Source organism: Micromonospora sonchi (genome assembly GCF_014646235.1).
Lineage (GTDB): Bacteria > Actinomycetota > Actinomycetes > Mycobacteriales > Micromonosporaceae > Micromonospora > Micromonospora sonchi.
On the sequence record NZ_BMNB01000030.1, the window covers coordinates 39392 to 57808 of the forward strand.

Genomic DNA, 18417 nt, shown 5'->3' on the forward strand with positions numbered 1-18417 from the left:
ATGCCGCGCCCCCTTCACGTTGTCGTGAAGCGCAGCGTGCGTCAGCGGCCGGGTGGTGGACGTCAACCCGGGGAGGCGTCTTCCGGTCCGCGTCCGGTACCCGGGGACTACTCTCCGGCGGCTACGAGGCCGGTCTCGTAGGCGAGCACGACGGCCTGCGCCCGGTCGCGCAACTGGAGCTTGGCCAGGATCCGGCCGACGTGGGTCTTGACGGTCTGCTCGGCGACGATCAGGTCGGCGGCGATCTCGGTGTTGGACCGGCCCCGGGCGATCAGCCGCAGCACGTCGGTCTCCCGGGGGGTGAGCGCGGCGAGGCTCGTCGGGCGGGGTTGCTGCCGCCGCGGTCGGGCGGCGAATTCGGCGATCAGCCGGCGGGTGACGGTCGGGGCGAGCAGCGCGTCACCGGCGGCGACCACCCGCACCGCGTGCACCAGGTCGGCGGCTGGGGCGTCCTTGAGCAGGAATCCGCTGGCGCCGGCGCGCAGCGCCTCGTAGACGTAGTCGTCCAGGTCGAAGGTGGTGAGGATGAGCACCCGGGGCCGGTCGGTCGGCCGGTCGCCGAGCAGCTTGCGGGTCGCGGCGAGGCCGTCGAGCACCGGCATCCGTACGTCCATCAGCACCACGTCCGGGTCGAGCCGGCGGGCCTCGGTGACGGCCTGCGCGCCGTCGGCGGCGTCGCCGACCACGAGCAGGTCCGGCTGGGCGGCCAACAACGCGCCGAAGCCCTGCCGGACCATGGCCTGGTCGTCGGCGATCAGCACGCGGATCATCGCTGGGCGTCCTCCGGTTCGTCGGGCAGCAGGGCGTCCACAACATAGCCGCCGTCGCCGGTCGGGTTGGCGATGAAGCTGCCCCCCAGTGAGACGGCCCGTTCCCGCATGCCGGGCAGTCCCTGCCCGCCGCCGCGGGCGTCCGGACCGGCCGGGACACCGCCACCGCCGTTCGCCACCCGTACGGTCAGTCCCCGGGCGCCATCACGCACCGTGACGCGTACCTCGGCCCCGGCCGCGTGTCGCGCCGCGTTGGCCAGTCCCTCCTGGACGATCCGGTACGCGGCCAGCCCGACCGGTGCCGACGGCTCGGCGCCGACGTCGGCGTCCAGGGTCACCGCCATGCCGGCCCGGTGGGCGGCGGCCACCAGCTCGGGCAGGTCGGCCAGGCCGGGCTGGGGTGCGGTCTGCGGATCCTCTGCCTCGCTGCGCAGCACGCCGAGCAGCCGACGCATGTCGGTCAGCGCCGCCCGGGCGGAGTCGGCGATGGCGGCGAACTCGGCCCGGGCCGGTTCGGGTACGTCGCTGAGCCGGTACGGCGCGGTCTCCGCCTGCACGGCGATCATCGACATGTGGTGCGCGACCACGTCATGCATCTCCCGCGCGATCCGGGTGCGTTCCTCCAGCACCGCCCGGCGGGCCTTCTCCAACTCGCTCACCTCGGACTGCTCCACCAACGCCCGCCGGGTGCGCAGGTTGTGCCGCACCAGATCGCCGATCAGGAGCACCGCCACGAACAGCAGGCTGACGCCGACCTGGTTGCGCGTCGGCACGAACATCCAGACCGGCAGCAGGCTGAGCAGGCCGATCCAGCCGAGCACGAGTCGATCGACCCGGGCCGCCACCGCGAACAGCACGGCGAGGCTGACCACGATCTGGACCGGGCTCCACGGCCAGTCGGCCGTCGATGACCGGTTGAAGGTGCCGAAGAATAGCCCGACGAGCGTGATCCGCCAGGCCCAGAGCGGCCGGGTCAGCAGGATCGGCAGTGGTGCGACGGCGAGTACGGCGAGCAGCAGGGCGCTGGCGCCGGGCAGCCGGCGCGTGTCGGTCAGGTACTCCGCGCCGACCAGCGCCAGCCCGATCAGGGCGAGCAGTCCGATGCTCCGGAGGACGGCGGCCGTGCGGGGCCGGTGTCGTAGCCGGCGCAGCGGTAGCCGGACCGGCGGGTAGTCGGGCCCGGTGAACGTGCGGCGCAGCGCCGCCAGGGCAGCACGGACTTGACGGCGGTCCATCCCCGGCACAGTAGTCAGACCGGGCGGCCGGGTCGTGCACCCGCAGGGTGATCCGCCGTGTCATACCTCGGTACGACGCGGGGCGGGTTAGGGATTACCGCGCGGTAACGCCTAGTCTCCAACCCGCAGCGATCTTTGGAGAGGACGCACCGTGTCTCGAACTGTGCTGGTTACCGGCGGCAACCGCGGCATCGGTCTGGCCATCGCGCAGGCCTTCGCCAAGCAGGGCGACCGGGTGGCCGTCACCCACCGGGGCAGCGGGGCACCCGAGGGGCTGTTCGGCGTGCGGTGCGACATCACCGACGCCGAGTCGGTGGACGCGGCCTTCACGGCGGTGGAGGCCGAACTCGGCCCGGTCGAGGTGCTGGTCGCCAACGCCGGCATCACCGACGACACCCTGCTGCTGCGGATGTCCGAGGAACAGTTCACCCGGGTGCTGGACACCAACCTGACCGGCGCGTACCGCTGCGCCAAGCGGGCCTCGGCGAAGATGCTGCGGGCCAGGTGGGGGCGGATGATCTTCATTTCCTCGGTGATCGGCCTCTCCGGCGGCGCCGGCCAGGTGAACTACGCGGCCAGCAAGGCCGGCCTGGTCGGGGTGGCCCGCTCGATCACCCGGGAGCTGGGCAGCCGCAACATCACCGCCAACGTCGTCGCGCCGGGCTTCATCGAGACCGACATGACCGCGGTGCTGCCCGACGAGCGCAAGGCGGAGATCCTCAAGTCGATCCCGGCGGGCCGGATGGCCAGCCCGGACGAGGTCGCCGCAGTGGTCACCTGGCTGGCCGCCGACAGCGCCGGCTACGTCTCCGGCGCGGTCATTCCGGTCGACGGCGGCCTCGGCATGGGCCACTGACCCTGAGCACGGGAGGAATGAGCGTAATGTCCGGACTGCTGGCCGGTAAGCGGCTGCTCGTCACCGGCGTCATCACCGACGCCTCCATCGCCTTCTCGGTGGCCAAACTCGCCCAGGAGAACGGCGCTCAGGTCGTGCTCACCGGGTACGGACGGCTCTCGTTGGTGGAGCGGATCGCCAAGCGGCTGCCCGAGGCGGCCCCGGTCATCGAGCTGGACGTGACCAACCCCGAGCACCTGGCCGGGCTGGCCGACAAGGTTCGCGAGCACGTCGACGGCCTCGACGGGGTGGTGCACTCGATCGGCTTCGCCCCGCAGAGCTGCCTCGGCGGCGGCTTCCTCGACGCCTCCTGGGAGGACGTGGCGACCGCGCTGCACGTCTCGACGTACTCCTACAAGTCCCTCGCGGTCGCGGCGCTGCCGCTGATGTCGCCGGGCGGCGCGGTGGTCGGGCTGACCTTCGACGCCACCAAGGCGTGGCCGGTCTACGACTGGATGGGTGTGGCCAAGGCGGGGCTGGAGTCGGCCTCCCGCTACCTCGCCCTGCACCTGGGCAAACAGGGCATCCGCAGCAACCTGGTCTCCGCCGGGCCGCTGCGCACGATGGCCGCCAGGTCGATCCCCGGCTTCGAGCAGTTCGAGGACGCCTGGTCCGAGCGCGCCCCACTGGGCTGGAACCTGACCGACCAGGAGCCGGCCGCCCGCGCCTGCCTGGCGCTGCTGTCGGACTGGTTCCCGGCCACCACCGGCGAGATCGTCCACGTCGACGGCGGCTACCACGCCCTCGGCGCCTAGGTGCAAGGAAGGGCCCCCTGTTAACGCCTGCGGTATAGCAGGGGCCCCTTCTTAACACCCGGGACACCCCGGACGCCCAGGATGCCGACGGACGCCCCGGACGCGGACGCGACGGCCAGGGGCGCCCGGAAAGCCCGGGACCCGGGGGCCTTGCCGAGGCGCTGCGGGCCACCGGCAAGAATGGGGCCATGGCGTACGACGCGGTGGTGCTGGTTTCCTTCGGCGGCCCGGAGGGGCCGGACGACGTGCTGCCCTTCCTGCAGAACGTGACCCGAGGGCGGGGCGTCCCGCCGGAGCGGCTGGCCGAGGTCGCCGAGCACTACCAGCACTTCGGGGGCGTCTCGCCGATCAACCAGCAGTGCCGGGAACTGCTCGCGGCGATCCGGGCGGACTTCGCCGAGCACGGCCTCGACCTGCCGGTGTACTGGGGCAACCGGAACTGGAAGCCGATGCTCGCCGACACCGTGGCGCAGATGCGCGACGACGGCGTACGGCGGGCGTTGGCCTTCGTCACCAGCGCCTACGGCGGGTACTCCTCCTGCCGGCAGTACCAGGAGGACATCGTCGCCGCCCGGGCGGCGGTCGGTCCGGACGCGCCGGTGATCGAGAAGCTGCGCCAGTTCTGGGACCATCCCGGCTTCGTCGAGCCGAACGTCGACGCGGTACGCGCGGCACTGGCCCGGCTCGACCCGACGCAGCGGGACAGCACCCGGATCGTCTTCGTCGCGCACTCCGTACCGATCTCCGCGGCCGACAGCGCCGGTCCGCACGGCGGCCGGTACACCGCGCAGCTCGCCGAGACGGCCCGGCTGGTGCACGCGGCGGCCGCCCCGGATCTGCCGTACGACCTGGTCTGGCAGAGCCGCTCCGGGCCGCCGCACGTACCGTGGCTGGAGCCGGACATCAACGACCACCTGGCCACGCTGGCCGGCCAGGGGGTCACCGGGGTGGTGGTCAGCCCCATCGGCTTCGTCTCCGATCACCTGGAGGTGATCTGGGACCTCGACACCGAGGCGCTGGAGACGGCCAAGCAGCTCGGCCTGGACTTCGTCCGGGCCGCCACGCCGGGCGTCGACCCGCGTTTCGTGTCCATGGTGCGGGAGTTGGTGCGGGAGCGGATCGACCCGGACGGGACGAACCTGCGCCGTCGCCTCGGCGAGCTGCCGATGTGGGATGCCTGCCCCTCGGTCTGCTGCGTCCCGCCCCGCCGCCCGTCCTGACCGGTCCGACGAACCCGACACCCCCAGGGAATGACGATCATGCATGACCGTAAGCCCGTCGAGAGTTGGCTCACCGACATGGACGGCGTGCTGGTGCACGAGGGCCAGCCGGTGCCGGGTGCCCCGGAGTTCGTCAAGCGCCTGCGTGCTTCCGGAAAGCCGTTCCTGGTGCTGACCAACAACTCGATCTACACGCCGCGCGACCTTCAGGCCCGCCTGGCCAGGATGGGCCTGGACGTGCCGGAGCAGGCGATCTGGTCGTCCGCCCTGGCCACCGCCCAGTTCCTGGCCGATCAGCGGCCGGGCGGCACGGCGTACGTGATCGGGGAGGCCGGGCTGACCACGGCCCTGCACGCGGTGGGCTACGTGCTCAGCGACTTCGCGCCCGACTACGTGGTGCTGGGGGAGACCCGGACCTACAGCTTCGAGGCGATCACCAAGGCGATCCGGTTGATCAACGACGGGGCCCGGTTCATCTGCACCAACCCCGACGCCACCGGCCCATCGGTGGAAGGGGCGCTACCGGCCGCCGGCTCCGTCGCCGCGATGATCTCGAAGGCGACCGGGGTCGAGCCGTACTTCGTCGGCAAACCCAACCCGATGATGATGCGCTCGGCGTTGAACACCATCGACGCGCACTCGGAGAGTACGGCGATGATCGGCGACCGGATGGACACCGACATCCTCTGCGGTCTGGAGGCCGGGCTGGAGACCATCCTGGTGCTCACCGGCATCAGCACCCGGGCGGAGGCCGAGCGCTACCCGTACCGTCCGTCGCGCATCGTCAACTCGGTCGCCGACCTGATCGACGAGATCTGATCCCGTTCCGTTCCGCGCCTGCCTCGCCGATCTTGCAGTTCCTGTCGCCGCATATTTGGTCACAATGGGCAAATGGGCGACACAAAGTGCAAGATCGCCGAGGCGAGGCGAGGCGAGGCGAGGCGAGGGCGCGCGGGGCGAGGGCGCGCGGGGCGAGGGCGCGCGGGGCGCGAGGCGCGAGGCGCGAGGCGCGAGGGGGCGGGGGTGGGTCAGGGGCGGAGGGGGGCGTTGCAGGCGGCGACGAGGGCCTGGCGGCAGGCGGCGGTGAGTGGGCGCAGCGCGGCGTCGCGCTGCTGGGCCTCGTAGTTGTTGATCGCGCCGCCGGGTGCGGCGTGCCCGGCCAGGGCGAGCACCCGGTCGAGCACGGCGGCACGGGCGAACAGTCGGCGGGCCCGCGGGTCGAAGCCGGGGGGCAGGTCGGTGGTGCCGTCCGGGCGGCGTAGCGCCTCCAGGGCGCCAGCCAGCTCGGGTCGCCACTGGGCCACGTCGAGCCGGGTGAGCGCGGCGGTGGTGTCAGCCAGCGCGGCGGCCAGCACCGCCTCCGCCTCGGCGGCGCCGGGCAGGGTGAGCGACGCGGCCGGGGCGTTCGCCGGCAGCGGGTAGACCCGCCAGAGCAACGTCTCGAACGTGTCCCCGGAGCCCGAGGTGTGCACGCGTACCTCGGGGATCAGCCCCAGCGCACCGGCGATCACCGCCTCGCCGGCGAGCAGCGCGGCACCGGCGAAGTCACCCGGACCGGGCAGGCCGCGGGGGTCGCCCGGCGCGGGGAGCACCAGCCGGATCTCGTCGGGCGAGAGTTTGGCCAGGGTGGGCAGCGCCTCCCGCAGCGGCACGTCCGTCCAGGTGCCGGGCGCGTCGGCGACCAGATGCTCCTCGTCGCCCGCGACCGCGTCGGCGACCTCGTCGAAGGGCACCAGGCCGGCGCGCCACGCGCGCACCCAGGCAACGAACCGGCTTGACCGGCGCGGCGCGAGGATGGCCGCACCCGCAGCGGGGGTGGACATGCCGAAAGAGTACGTGCTGACGCCCACCTGTGTCTCGGCTGCCGCGCCACCGCCTGCCCGCGCCGCCGACCCTGCTGTGCCATTGAGTGGTTCGTCGATGTTCACGGCTTTTGTGAGGTGCGGTGACTCCGCCGACGGCGGGTCGAGATGTGAGCGGGCGAGCGCGGGATTACCGTGAGTGTCATGGGGCGGCGGTATGGCGACGACGTGTTGGCGGGGGACTGGCGTCGACGGAAGGTGACCCCGGAGGTCGACGCCGAACCGGATCTGGTGGTCGAGGACGCCGACTCGGGCTTCTGCGGCGCGGTGGTCGGGTTCGACTCCGGCGCGGTCGTGCTGGAGGACCGGCACGGCCGGCGACGAAACTTCCCGCTGCGCCCGGCCGCGTTCCTGTTGGACGGCGCTCCGGTCACCCTGCGCCGGCCCACCCGTGCCCCGGTGCCGGCCGCCCGCCGTCGCACCGCCTCGGGCTCCGTCGCGGTGGACGGGGTGCGCGCGCGGGTTGCCCGGGCCAGCCGGATCTGGGTGGAGGGCGTGCACGACGCCGCGCTGGTCGAGCGGATCTGGGGCGACGACCTGCGGATCGAGGGCGTGGTGGTGGAGCCGCTGGAGGGGGTCGACGCGCTCGACGCCCGGGTGCGCGAGTTCGGCCCCGGGCCGCAGCGGCGACTCGGTGTGCTGGTCGACCATCTGGTGCCCGGCTCCAAGGAGAGCCGGATCGTGGCCCGGGTGAACTCGCCGTACGTGCTCGTGACCGGGCACCCGTACGTCGACGTGTGGCAGGCGGTGAAGCCGGCGGCGCTGGGCATCGCGGCGTGGCCGGTGGTGCCGCCGGGACGGCCGTGGAAGGAGGGCGTCTGCGCGGCGCTCGGGGTGGCCGAGCCGGCCGACATGTGGCGGCGGATCCTGTCCCGGGTGAACACCTTCGCCGACGTGGAGACACCGCTGATCAACGCCATGGAGCGGTTGATCGACTTCGTCGCCGAGCCGTCCTGAGCGGTTGCGGTCGGGGCCTGCCAGGCCCGGGCGTCGGGGTGGCCAGGCCCGGGTGCGGGGCCTGCCAGGCCCGGGCGTCGGGGTGGCCAGGCCCGGACATAGGGTACGAAAACCACCCGTGACGACGGTCGTCCGCCAAGCTCGATCATGACAGTTCGTCGACACGTGCATGGCCGTGTCACGATCGTTACATGGAGGCCGTGCTGTGGATCGTGCTGGGCGTGTTGCTGGCGGTCGCTGAGATCTTCACGGCGACCCTGTTTCTGATCATGTTTTCGGTCGGTGCGTTCGCCGCCGCCGGCGCCGCCGCGCTCGGTGCCTCGGTGCCGGTGCAGGCGGTGGTCTTCGCCGCCGTGTCGGCGCTGACCGTGCTCGCCGCGCGGCCGGTCATCCAGCGGCACCAGCAGACCTCCTCGGAGAGCCGCGACGCGGTCTTCGGCATCGAGGCGATCGAGGGCTCCACCGCCCTGGTGCTGGAGCAGGTCGACGCCGACCAGGGCATAGTCAAGATCGATGGCGAGACGTGGAGCGCCCGCGCCTACGATGCCACCCAAATTTTGGCACCCGGCGAACGGGTGCAGGTTATCCAGGTCAAGGGAGCGGTAGCCCTGGTCTGGCGGGACGTTGCGACGCCCGGTGAGCTACCCGAAGCGGAAAGGTGAACGGATGGAAGTCGTGTTCCCCGTCCTATTGATAGGTATTGCCCTGATCGCGGTGATCACCCTGGCCAAGTCGGTGCGGATCGTGCCGCAGCAGCGCCAGGATGTGGTCGAGCGGCTGGGTCGTTACAAGCGCACCCTGAACCCGGGGCTGAACGTCCTGGTGCCCTTCGTCGACGCGGTGCGTACCAAGGTCGACATGCGCGAGCAGGTGGTCAGCTTCCCGCCGCAGCCGGTGATCACCTCGGACAACCTGGTCGTGTCGATCGACACCGTCCTCTATTTCAAGGTGGTGGACTCGGTCCGGGCCACCTACGAGATCTCCAACTTCCTCCAGGCCATCGAGCAGCTCACCGTCACCACCCTGCGCAACGTGATCGGCTCGCTGGACCTGGAGCGTGCGCTGACCAGCCGCGAGGAGATCAACCGGCACCTCTCCGGTGTGCTGGACGAGACCACCGGCCGGTGGGGCATCAAGGTGACCCGGGTCGAAATCAAGGCGATCGAGCCGCCGCCGAGCATCCGCGACTCGATGGAGAAGCAGATGCGCGCCGAGCGGGACCGCCGTGCCGCGATCCTGAACGCCGAGGGGCACAAGCAGTCGCAGATCCTCTCGGCCGAGGGTGAGAAGCAGGCAGCGGTGCTGCGGGCCGACGGTGACCGGCAGGCCCGGATCCTTCAGGCCGAAGGCCAGGCGAAGGCGATCCGGACCGTGTTCGACGCCATCCACCAGGCCAACCCGAGCCAGAAGGTGCTCGCCTACCAGTACCTCCAGGCGCTGCCGCAGATCGCCAACGGCACGGCGAACAAGGTGTGGATCGTGCCGGCCGAGCTGACCAAGGCCCTGGAAGGCATGGGCGGGGCGCTCGGCGGGCTCAGCCAGATGGTCGGCGACGCGCCGAGCCCACAGGTCTCCGACGACGCCAGCGCCGTGGAGCGGGAGGCCGCGGAAGCGGCGCAGGCCGCCGCGGCGGCGGCCCAGGAGATACACGACGAGGTACGCGTGGCGGAGGCGCAGGCCGCCGGCAGCGGCAACAAGCCGCAGGGGCTGCCCGCCCCGGAGCCGGTCTCCCCGGCGAGCCTGCTCAACGACACCTCGGACCAGCGCGAGCGCGGCTGATCCCGAGAAAAACTCATGAGGCGCCTCGGCGCCTGCCACCATCGGTCCTAGTGCGGGTGGTGACCAGGCATCGGGGCGCCTCGGCGTGTCCCGGCACCGCTCGTGGGTGAGCGAGGTGACGGATGGAACCGCTCAAGCGTCTGTGGTCCGCGCCGGAGGTGCCCGGAGCACACGACCCGAAGGGGCCGCTCGGCACCCGGCGGACCGGCGGGGGATTCGGCGTACTGCCCTTCGTCGACGAGCCGGCTCCGCCGGGAGCGGCCACCAATGCGAGTTGGGCCTGGTCGCTGCGTCGGCTGGCCCGAGCCGCGGTCTGGCTGCTGCCGGCGTACGCGATCCTCTACGGCGTGGTGGCGATGGCCAGCGACGGCGGGGTCGGCAACGACCCGTACCCGGCCGACGGTCGGCCGCTCTACCTGCTCGGTTGGGTGCTCGCGATCTGGCTCGGCCTGCTGGCCCTGCTCGGCTTGACGGGCCTGCTCGCCGCCACCCGCAGCCGCCACTCGGCCGTCGCCGGGCTGTTGGTCAGCATCGCCGGTACGGTGCTGATGCTGCCCTTCGCGGGGTTGGCCGAGCAGACGCCGGTCTTCGGCACCACCGCCCGGACGCTGGTGCTGGTCGGTGCGACCTGCTACAGCGCGGGCTGGCTGTGCACCGGCTGGGCGGTGGCCCGCTCGGGGATGTTCAGCATCGGCGACGGAACGATGCTGATGATCGCCAGCCCGTTGCTGGGCATCGGTGGGGCGTTGATCGGCTCGTTGCAGACCTTCGGGGCCATCTTCGTGCTGATCGCCGGCATCGGCATCAGCTATCGCTCCGGTCGCCTGTTGCCCCGCGAGATCCTCAACGATGCGGCCAGCGCCAGCGTCGCCACCGCGGGTCCGGCGGGCCCGGGTCCGGCGGGACCGGGCGGCACGGGCCCGTTGGGGGCAGCCTGATCGCGCCATCGGCGAGTCCTCACCGACAGCCCCGGCGCGCCGGCGCCCGGGCGGCGCGGGCCGTTGGGCGCGTCGGCGACCTCGTCGAAGGGCACCAGGTCGGCGGCGGCCGGTTCGGAGCTGGCCGCTCGCAGCGCCTCGACCGCCCCCGGTGGGCGGTTTGTCCGAGCTGGCGCTGCCGCCTGGGCTCTGAGCAGCGTAAAGGCAGCTGGCAGCGCGCGGTGAGTTGGCTGACAACCGGCCGGCGAGGGTGGCCGGATCGTGGCTTTCGCGGCAATCCTGGTGACCATGGCCACCCGTACGCCGCTGTCGCGGCTGTTCACCGTCCTGCTGGCCGGCGTTCTCGCCGGCCTCGTGCTGGCGGTCGCCGCACTGCCGGGCAACCTGCTGCTCGGCTTCGCCGCCAAGGCGGCACTCGGCGAGTACGCCGCGCTGCCGGACGCGCTGCGCACCCCGGCCACCCCGCAGCGGTCGTACCTCTACGCCAACGACGGCAAGACGTTGATCACCACGTTCTACGACGTCAACCGCAGCGACGTGACGCTGGCCGAGATCGCGCCGGTGATGCGGCAGGCGATCGTGGCCGCCGAGGACCGACGCTTCTACGACCACGGCGGGGTCGACCTGCGCGGCATGCTGCGGGCCGTGGTCACCAACGTCACCTCCGGCGACGCCGAGCAGGGTGGCTCGACGCTGACCATGCAGTACGTGCGCAACGTGCTCAAGACCGACCCGAGCCGCACCGCCGAGCAACGGGCCGCGGCGACCGAGACGACCATCGGGCGCAAGCTCCAGGAGATCCGGTACGCCAACGCCCTGGAGCAGCGGCTCAGCAAGGACGAGATCCTCAACCGCTACCTCAACATCGCGTACTTCGGCTCCGGGGCGTACGGCATCGCGGCCGCGAGCCAGCGCTACTTCTCCAAGCCGCCGGCGGAACTGACCCTCACCGAGGCGGCGCTGCTCGCCGGTCTGGTGCAGGCCCCGGAGGCGTACAGCCCGATCGACGGTGACGCCGACGCGGCGTTGGTCCGGCGGGCGTACGTGCTGGACTCGATGGCCGCCACCGGGGCGATCACCGCCGAGCAGGCGGCCCGGGCCAAGGCCGAGGAACTGGTGCTGAACCCGAGCGCGCAGGCCAACGGGTGCGTCGCCGCCAACGTCCAGGACGGGGCGGGGTTCTTCTGCGACTACCTGCACCGGTGGTGGCTGGCCCAGCCGGAGTTCGGCGACACCGTCGCCGAACGCGAGCAGGCGCTGCGTCGGGGCGGCTACACCGTGGTCACCACGCTTGACCCGCAGGTCCAGGCCACCGCGCAGCGGCAGGCCACCGACGTGTACGGGTACGACAACCCACGCGCCCTGCCGATCGCCGCGGTCGAGCCCGGCACCGGCCGGATCCTCGCGATGGCGGTCAACCGGCACTACAGCCTCGACGCCAACCCCGACGGGCAGGTCAACTACCCGAACACGGTCAACCCGTTGATCTCCGGCGGCGGCAGCGCCGCCGGATACCAGGCGGGCTCGACGTTCAAGCTGTTCACCCTGCTCGCCGCGCTGGAGTCCGGGCGGCCCCTCGCGACCGGCTTCGACGCGCCCAGCCGACTGCCCACCCGGTACGCGGCCGGCGACGACGACAGCAGCTGCGACGGCCGGTGGTGCCCGGCCAACGCCAACCCGCAGTGGATGGACGGCTACCGGATGATGTGGGACGGCTTCGGCCGCTCGGTGAACACGTACTTCGTCTGGCTGGCCGAGCAGGTCGGCCAGGACAAGGTGGTCGAGATGGCGCAGCGGCTCGGCATCACCTTCCGGGCCGAGGCCGACGCTCGGTTCGCCGAGAACGACGCGGCCAACTGGGGGGCGTTCGGCCTCGGTGTGGCCGCCACCACCCCGCTCGACCTGGCCAACGCGTACGCGACCGTGGCGGCGGAGGGGACGTACTGCTCGCCGGTGCCGGTGCTGTCGGTGACCGCGTCGGACGGCCAGCGGCTGCCGGTCGGCGACCCGTCCTGCCGGCAGGTGCTCGACCCCGACGTGGCCCGGGCCGCCACCGACGCGGCGCGCTGCCCGGTGGGCCAGCAGTCCGCGTTCGGGCAGTGCAACGGGGGCACCGCCACCGCCGTGGACCGGATCCTCGACGGCCGGCCGGTGGCCGGCAAGACCGGCAGCGCCGACCAGGGCGTCACCTCGAGCTTCGTCGGGTTCACCCCGCAGGTCGCGGTGGCCGGTATCGCCGCCAACCCGGATGACCCGACCGACCCGGTCGGCGCGGTGGGGGCCCGGGTGATCGAGGCGGTCGCGAGGACCATCGTCACCGCGGTCGACGGCCAGCCGGCGGAGTCGTTCACCGCACCCAGCCGAGCCCTGGTCGGCGACCCCCGCCGCCCGGTCGAACGCACCCCCGCCACCGAGCGCCGCTCACCCGACGACCGCCTGTCCGACCTCCGCCGCTGGCTCCAAAACCGCAGCTAACCCCCCACCCACACCCCACCCCTCCGCGTTGATCATGAGGTTAGCGGCAGTTTTTGAGATCAAGTTCGCCGCTAACCTCATGATCAACCGCGTGGTGACTTCTCGTACATCTGGAGCCCATTGCCGATGGCGAAGAAGGTCGGCGCCCATTCGCCGATGAAAATTCCCCACCGGTCCGCGCGTTCGATGCCGGCGCGCTCGAATCGCTTGGAAAGCAGCCAGCTCGTGAACGCCAGCGCGACACTCGCCATGCCGGCCATGTAGCAGTGTTCCGCCCGCAGTCCCGAATCGTGCAACTTCTTCAACATCGGCCTGACTCCTCATCTGGCGTTTGAGAGATGACAACCACCATGGGGTTTGCCGGGGTTACCCCACGAACTGCGAACTACACACGGTGGGTGGGGTCCGCAGGCCCCACCGGCCCCGACCGGTGATGACGACGCGGGCTGGGTGTTTGGCGGGGAAAGTAACGGGAAGTCCGCCGCGGCCCGGTTGGTCCGCGGATCCGCCGGGGCCCGGTTGGTTCGCGGAGAGGAAGCCCGTTGTCACTGTCGGTGGAGTTCGTCATCTGGTGGGTCGCGTTGACCGCCGCATGGGCCGCGACCGTCTCCCAGCTGACCCTCGCCGAGCTGCTGGTCGGCGCCGCCTGCGCACTCGTCGGCGCGGTCGTCGCGGTGGGCAGCCGGCGGGCGCTCGGGCACTGCTGGCGGCCGGACGTGCGGTGGCTGGCCTGGTCGGGGCGGTTGGCCGTGGCGGTACCCGTCGACACGGTTCGCCTGCTGGTGCAGGTCACGCCGCGGATGCTGCCCGGCAGGGACGTACCCGGTCGGTTGTCCCGGCTCCGCCCACCAGCGGACGAGGCTCCGGCCCGGGCGGCGTTCCGCCGGGCGTGGGGCACCTTCGTGCTCTCCGCCACGCCCAGCAGTGTCGTGCTCGACTGGCCCCCGGACGGGGCACCGGTCGTGCTGCATCTGCTCGGGCCGGGTCGGACGTCGATGGGAAAGACGGTCGTCAGGTGAATCTCTGGCTGGCGGCCGGCCTGGCGCTGATGGTCGCGGGTTTGGGCCCGGCGTTGTACCTGGGCGCACGCGGCGACGCGCTGCAGCGACTCATCGGCCTCGAACTGTCCAGCACCCTCACCGTGCTGATCCTTCTCCTGCTGGCGCGCGGCTTCGATCAGTCGTCCTACCTGATCGCGCCCCTGGTGTTGGCCGTGTTGTCGTTCGCCGGCATCCTGGTCTTCACCCGGCTCCTGGAACCCCAGCCATGACGAGCGCCGGACCGCTCGCCGCCATCCTCGTCACGGCGGGGGTGCTGGTCTGCGTGGCATCGGCGCTGGGGGTCCTGCTGCCGCACAGCGTGCTCCGCCGGATCCACTTCCTGACCCCGGTGACCTCCCTCGGCGCGCCGCTCGTCGGCGTCGGCCTGGCCGTCGACAGCGGACTGCACCTGTCCACCGCGTTGATCCTGTTCACCACGGTCGTTCTGGTCGTGACGGGGCCGGTGCTGGCCGCGGCGACCGCCCGCGTCGCCGCCCAACGGCAGAAGCTGGTCCCTGCGGAGTCCCCGGAATGAGCGCCGTCCTGATCGTGGTGGCCCTGACGCTGGTGGCCATCGGCGCGGCCGCCGTCGTCTTCACCCCCGAGCCGGCCCGTCAGGCGGTCACCCTGTCGGTCTTCGGCATCCTGCTCACGTTGCTGTTCTTCGTGCTGCAGGCGCCAGACGTGGCGCTGTCGCAACTCGTCGTCGGCACCGCGTTGGTGCCGCTCATGGTCATGCTCACCGTACACAAAATCAACCGGAGGCATCGATGAGCCGCCGGGCGCGGCTGCTCGTGTTCGGCCTCGGCGCCGCGGGCCTGGCGGTGATGTTCGCGTTCGCGGTCGCCGGCATGCCACCCTTCGGCACATCCGAACACCTCTACCGGGATCTGGCGGTACCGGCCGCGCTGCAGCACCGCACCGCGAACGTGGTGTCGTCGGTCAACTTCGACCAGCGGGCCCTGGACACCCTCGGTGAAGAGGTGATCCTGCTGAGTTCGGTCATCGGTACCGCGGCGCTCCTGCGCCCGACCAGAGGCGAGGTCCGTCGCCCCACGACGCGGGGTGGCCACGTGTCGGACAGCACCACCCTGGTGTCCTACCTGCTCCTCCCGGTGACCGTGTTGATCGGGTTGGACGTCGTGGCACACGGCCACCTGACACCCGGCGGCGGCTTCCAGGGCGGTGTCGTGCTGGCAACCGCCGTGCATCTGCTGTATTTGGCCGGGCGGTACGAGAGCCTGGAGCGTCTCCGCCCGCTCACCTGGTACGTGTGGACGGAAGGTCTCAGCGCCGCGTCCTTCGCTGTGATCGGGCTCGTCGGTCTCGCGCAGGGGAGCGGCTTCCTGGCCAACGTCGCGCCACTCGGCTCGTTCCAGAGCCTGCTGTCCGCCGGGACCGTGCCGATTCTCAACGTGGTGACCGGCGCTGCGGTGGCCGGCGGCGGGGTGGTGCTGCTGGCGCAGTTCTTCGGGCAGGCCATCGGAACGACCCGGCCGCCGACACGCAGGTCCACGAGCTGAGGTCGGCGGCAGTGCGGATCTTCGCGTACGCCGTGGCCGGGTGGTTGGTCCTGGTCGGCGCGATGGGCATCCTTCGCAGTCGGAACCTCATCCAGGCGACGGTGTCCCTGTCGGTCGCGCAGTCGGGCACGTACGTGCTCCTGCTGGCCGTCGGATACCAGTGGGAAGGGGCCGCCCCCGTGTTCAGCCCGGGCTCGACGCCGACCAGTGATGTGGTGGATCCGGTCGTGCAGGCCATGGCGCTCACCGACATCGTGGTGTCGGCGACGGTCACGGCGCTGTTGCTTGCGCTCACCATCCAGATCGAGAAGACCCACCACACGGTCGATCCGGACAAGTTGCAGCAACTGAAGGGCTGAGGTGTACCGGGGGTTGGCCAGCGATCTCGCGCCACTCGCGGTCGCGCTGCCCATCGTGATGGCCTGCGCGGTCCTGGTCGTCCAGAGGTGGGCGTCACGCCGGTTGGCGGATCTGCTCGCCATGGTGGCGGCGGTCGCCGCGCTCGGCCTCTCGGCGGCGCTGGTGGCCGCCACGAAGGACGGGCGGGTGGTCACCTGGTCGGGTGGGTGGGAGCCCCGGGACGGCCGGTCCGTGGGCATCGTGCTGGTGGTCGACCAGTTGAGCGCCGGTTTCGCCTGCCTCGCCGCCGGCCTGACCTGCTGCGCGTTGCTGTACAGCTGGCGGTACCTGGAAGCCGCCCACGGCCACTACCACGCCCTGATGCTGCTGTTCCTGGCCGGGATGATCGGATTCGTCCTCACCGGCGACCTGTTCAACATGTTCGTGTTCTTCGAACTGATGGGCGTCTCGGCCTTCGCGCTGACCGGACTGCACATCGAGGAGCCGGACTCCGTGCAGGGCAGCCTCAACTTCGCTCTGATCAACTCCCTCGGGGCGTACCTGTCGCTGATGGGGATCGGGCTGCTGTACGCGCGTACCGGGCAGCTCGGCTTCGCCCAGCTCGGCGCGAAGCTCGCCGGCCACCCGGCCGACGGGCTGATCGTCGGCGCGTTCGTGCTCGTCACCATCGGCTTCCTGGTCAAGGCGGCCATGGCGCCCATGCACTTCTGGCTGGCCGACGCGCACGCGGTCGCGCCCACACCGGTGTGCGTACTGATGTCCGGCGTCATGGTCGAGATGGGCGTCTACGCGCTGGCCCGGGTGTACCTGACCGTCTTCGCCACCAGCATCCCGGCCCCGGTGGTGCAGCGCGCCTTTCTCACCATGGGCCTGCTGACCGCCGCGGTCGGCAGCCTGATGTGCTTCGCCCAACGTCACCTCAAACGCCTGCTGGCCTACTCGACGATCGCGCACGTCGGACTGTTCCTGATCGGGTTCGCCCTGCTGAGCCCGGACGGGCTGGCGGGCGTCGCCCTGTACGTGGTGGGCCACGCGGGCGTCAAAGGGGCGCTGTTCCTCCTCGTGGGCCTGCTCCTGGATCGCTTCCAGAGCCTGGACGAAGGGAAACTGTTCGGGCGGGTCGGTGGGCGTCATCCCGCCTGCTGGATGTTCCTGCTTGCCGCGCTGGCCCTGGCCGGCCTGCCGCCGTCCGGCCCCGGGCTGGGCAAGGCGATCACGGAGGAGGCCGCCTCGGCCGCCGGTTATCCGTGGCTCAGCGTGGTGTTCGTCCTCGTCTCGGCCGTCACCGGCGCGGCGGTGCTCCGCGCCGGGCTCCGTGTCTTCCTCGGTCGAGGACACCGGCCCGGACCGATCGAACCGGCACACCAGATCGGCGCGGAGCCGAAGGAGCCGGAAACCGAACATCCGCTACGCCGAACGCCATTGACCATGCTGGTGGCAATCGGAGCGCTTCTCGCCGGAAGCATCGTGGTGGGCGTGGTGCCGGCGCTCGCCCAAGCGGTCGGTCGCGGCGCTGTGTTCTTCAGCGACCAGGCCGGATACTTCAACCAGGCCCTGTTCGCAGTGCCCGCGGCCCCGGCTCCGGCGTCAGCCGCCTGGTGGAGCTGGTCGGGGATACTCCTCGGCGCGGCGTCAACCGTCCTTGCGATGATCATCGCTGGCATCTCCCTGCACGTCCGTCCGCCTGAACGAGGCCATTTCCGGTCGCGGATGATCGCGGGTGTGGAATTGGTGCGACGGCTGCACTCCGGTCACATCGGCGACTACGTGGCGTGGTTGCTCTTCGGTGCCGCCGTGCTCGCCGCGCTGATCGGGCTGCCGCTTCTTCCCTGACCCACGGCGCGATCACTATCTGCCCCCGTGGGCGTGGGCCGACCGGAGCGGACGAAACTTGTTTGACCGGTCTTCTGTGGTCCGGCACTATCTGGAACCTTCTGGCCACCCGGCGGGCGGCCCGCACACCTGGTGCACGACGTGCTCGACCAGCTCGGGAGGCTCCCGTGAGCGATCGGCTCACCTCCACCAGCAAGTTCCTCGCGTACGTGCTGCGGCATCGCCCGGACGCTATCGGGATCACCCTCGCCGAGGGCGGCTGGGTCGAGGTGGACGTGCTGCTCGCCGCCCTCGCCCGGCACGGCCGCGCGGTCAGCTCGGAACTGCTCGACCGGTTGGTCGCGGGCGCCGACAAGCAGCGTTTCGAGGTCCGCGACGGCCGGATCCGGGCGGCCCAGGGCCACTCCGTCCGGGTCGATCTGCACCTCGAACCGAGCCTGCCGCCGCCGGTGCTCTATCACGGCACTGTGGCCCGGTTCCTGCCCAGCATTCGGGTCGGCGGACTTCAGTCGCGCGGCCGTACCCACGTCCACCTGTCGCCGGATCGGCACACCGCCGCGACCGTCGGTGCCCGGCGTGGCGATCCGGTCGTGCTCGGCATCGACGCCGCCGGCATGCATGCCGGCGGCTTCACCTTCTATCGGGCCGCCAACGGCGTCTGGCTCACCGACCGGGTGCCACCGCAATGGATCACCCTGCCCGAGTGAGATCGAATCCGTCGATTCATTTAGATGTCTTGATATGTGATCGGTCGCACGATACGTTGCAAAGTGGG

The 18417-nt window shown here is 71.4% G+C and carries 21 protein-coding genes; 17 read left to right on the plus strand and 4 right to left on the minus strand.

Annotation, left to right across the window (positions count from 1 at the left end; all coding sequences use genetic code 11):
• Positions 1–107: 107 nt before the first annotated feature.
• A complete protein-coding gene (locus tag IEY61_RS24905) occupies positions 108–770 on the minus strand; it encodes a response regulator (RefSeq protein WP_189048477.1) in 663 nt (220 codons plus the stop codon).
• On the minus strand, positions 767–2005 hold the full coding sequence (locus tag IEY61_RS24910; protein ID WP_189048479.1) for a sensor histidine kinase: 1239 nt from the start codon (positions 2003–2005) through the stop codon (positions 767–769). The genes IEY61_RS24905 and IEY61_RS24910 overlap by 4 nt, the downstream gene beginning before the upstream one ends.
• Before the next feature lie 151 nt (positions 2006–2156).
• On the opposite strand from IEY61_RS24910, the gene IEY61_RS24915 reads away from it, so the two are divergent.
• From IEY61_RS24915 to IEY61_RS24930, 4 genes are all read left to right on the plus strand, one after another.
• Positions 2157–2861 (plus strand): beta-ketoacyl-ACP reductase, encoded by a 705-nt coding sequence (locus IEY61_RS24915; protein ID WP_189048481.1) that lies wholly within the window; start codon positions 2157–2159, stop codon positions 2859–2861.
• Between the two features lie 26 nt (positions 2862–2887).
• Positions 2888–3655 (plus strand): enoyl-ACP reductase FabI, encoded by a 768-nt coding sequence (gene fabI, locus IEY61_RS24920; protein WP_189048483.1) that lies wholly within the window; start codon positions 2888–2890, stop codon positions 3653–3655.
• Positions 3656–3843: 188 nt separating this feature from the next.
• Positions 3844–4875, plus strand: a complete 1032-nt coding sequence (locus tag IEY61_RS24925) for a ferrochelatase (protein WP_189048485.1) — start codon at positions 3844–3846, stop codon at positions 4873–4875.
• A gap of 39 nt (positions 4876–4914) precedes the next feature.
• Complete coding sequence (locus IEY61_RS24930) at positions 4915–5694, plus strand: HAD-IIA family hydrolase (RefSeq protein WP_189048487.1); 780 nt, start codon at positions 4915–4917, stop codon at positions 5692–5694.
• 209 nt (positions 5695–5903) lie between these two features.
• On the opposite strand, the gene IEY61_RS24935 is transcribed toward IEY61_RS24930, so the two are convergent.
• Positions 5904–6698, minus strand: a complete 795-nt coding sequence (locus IEY61_RS24935) for an Rv1486c family protein (protein WP_189048489.1) — start codon at positions 6696–6698, stop codon at positions 5904–5906.
• A 183-nt stretch (positions 6699–6881) separates the two neighbouring features.
• Here IEY61_RS24935 and IEY61_RS24940 point away from each other — a divergent pair, with 183 nt between their 5' ends.
• From IEY61_RS24940 to IEY61_RS24960, 5 genes are all read left to right on the plus strand, one after another.
• The gene (locus IEY61_RS24940; protein WP_189048491.1) at positions 6882–7694 is read left to right on the plus strand and encodes a DUF3097 domain-containing protein; all 813 of its coding nucleotides are present in this window, start codon (positions 6882–6884) and stop codon (positions 7692–7694) included.
• 191 nt (positions 7695–7885) lie between these two features.
• Positions 7886–8356 carry an NfeD family protein gene (locus IEY61_RS24945; RefSeq protein WP_189048493.1) on the plus strand — a complete coding sequence of 157 codons (471 nt, stop codon included), beginning with the start codon at positions 7886–7888 and terminating at the stop codon, positions 8354–8356.
• A gap of 4 nt (positions 8357–8360) precedes the next feature.
• Entirely contained in the window at positions 8361–9473 is a 1113-nt protein-coding gene (locus IEY61_RS24950; RefSeq protein WP_189048495.1) for an SPFH domain-containing protein, read from the plus strand.
• Positions 9474–9595: 122 nt separating this feature from the next.
• A complete protein-coding gene (locus IEY61_RS24955; RefSeq protein WP_189048497.1) occupies positions 9596–10411 on the plus strand; it encodes a hypothetical protein in 816 nt (271 codons plus the stop codon).
• Positions 10412–10699: 288 nt separating this feature from the next.
• Positions 10700–12886, plus strand: a complete 2187-nt coding sequence (locus IEY61_RS24960; protein ID WP_229706428.1) for a transglycosylase domain-containing protein — start codon at positions 10700–10702, stop codon at positions 12884–12886.
• Between the two features lie 83 nt (positions 12887–12969).
• Here the strand turns inward: IEY61_RS24960 and IEY61_RS24965 are convergent, their stop codons facing one another.
• Positions 12970–13194, minus strand: a complete 225-nt coding sequence (locus tag IEY61_RS24965) for a hypothetical protein (protein WP_189048499.1) — start codon at positions 13192–13194, stop codon at positions 12970–12972.
• A gap of 234 nt (positions 13195–13428) precedes the next feature.
• Between IEY61_RS24965 and IEY61_RS24970 the strand changes: the two genes are divergently transcribed.
• The 8 genes from IEY61_RS24970 (at position 13429) to IEY61_RS25005 (ending at position 18349) form a co-directional block, all read left to right on the plus strand.
• Complete coding sequence (locus IEY61_RS24970) at positions 13429–13905, plus strand: hypothetical protein (RefSeq protein WP_189048501.1); 477 nt, start codon at positions 13429–13431, stop codon at positions 13903–13905.
• Positions 13902–14156 carry a monovalent cation/H+ antiporter complex subunit F gene (locus IEY61_RS24975; RefSeq protein ID WP_229706424.1) on the plus strand — a complete coding sequence of 85 codons (255 nt, stop codon included), beginning with the start codon at positions 13902–13904 and terminating at the stop codon, positions 14154–14156. Before IEY61_RS24970 ends, IEY61_RS24975 begins: the two co-directional genes overlap by 4 nt.
• The gene (locus IEY61_RS24980) at positions 14153–14461 is read left to right on the plus strand and encodes a monovalent cation/H(+) antiporter subunit G (protein WP_189048503.1); all 309 of its coding nucleotides are present in this window, start codon (positions 14153–14155) and stop codon (positions 14459–14461) included. The genes IEY61_RS24975 and IEY61_RS24980 overlap by 4 nt, the downstream gene beginning before the upstream one ends.
• Positions 14458–14700 (plus strand): Na(+)/H(+) antiporter subunit B, encoded by a 243-nt coding sequence (locus tag IEY61_RS24985; RefSeq protein ID WP_189048506.1) that lies wholly within the window; start codon positions 14458–14460, stop codon positions 14698–14700. Before IEY61_RS24980 ends, IEY61_RS24985 begins: the two co-directional genes overlap by 4 nt.
• Positions 14697–15449 (plus strand): MnhB domain-containing protein, encoded by a 753-nt coding sequence (locus tag IEY61_RS24990; protein ID WP_189048508.1) that lies wholly within the window; start codon positions 14697–14699, stop codon positions 15447–15449. The genes IEY61_RS24985 and IEY61_RS24990 overlap by 4 nt, the downstream gene beginning before the upstream one ends.
• Before the next feature lie 11 nt (positions 15450–15460).
• On the plus strand, positions 15461–15808 hold the full coding sequence (locus IEY61_RS24995) for a sodium:proton antiporter (protein ID WP_189048511.1): 348 nt from the start codon (positions 15461–15463) through the stop codon (positions 15806–15808).
• A gap of 13 nt (positions 15809–15821) precedes the next feature.
• Entirely contained in the window at positions 15822–17642 is a 1821-nt protein-coding gene (locus IEY61_RS25000) for a complex I subunit 5 family protein (RefSeq protein ID WP_229706425.1), read from the plus strand.
• 167 nt (positions 17643–17809) lie between these two features.
• Entirely contained in the window at positions 17810–18349 is a 540-nt protein-coding gene (locus tag IEY61_RS25005) for an RNA 2'-phosphotransferase (protein ID WP_189048513.1), read from the plus strand.
• Positions 18350–18417 lie beyond the last annotated feature (68 nt).